Raw genomic sequence first — 246 nt, forward strand, 5'->3', positions numbered from 1 at the left:
GCGGTGACCCTGGCGGTGGCGGCCATCGTGGGCGGCAACTGCCTGGACGTGCTCAACCTCGCCATCGGCGACCTCTTCTTCCGCGGCGGCTCCCTCTACCACGCGGCCGGCTCCGACCAGCTCTTCCTCACCGGTGCCGCCCTGCTGATGACCACCGTGCTGCTGGGCGGCATGCTGGTGCGGCAGAAGCGCGGCTGGCTGCGGCTCGGGTTCGAGGGCATCGTGCTGCTCGCCGTCTACCTGGGC

Annotated in this window: 1 pseudogene; it reads left to right on the plus strand. The window is 71.5% G+C overall.

Annotation, left to right across the window (positions count from 1 at the left end):
* Nucleotides 1–246 (plus strand): annotated as a pseudogene (locus tag ACSNOK_RS35625) (cation transporter); the annotation flags it as partial.

This window comes from Streptomyces sp. URMC 126, from assembly GCF_051386555.1.
Classification (GTDB): Bacteria; Actinomycetota; Actinomycetes; order Streptomycetales; family Streptomycetaceae; genus Streptomyces.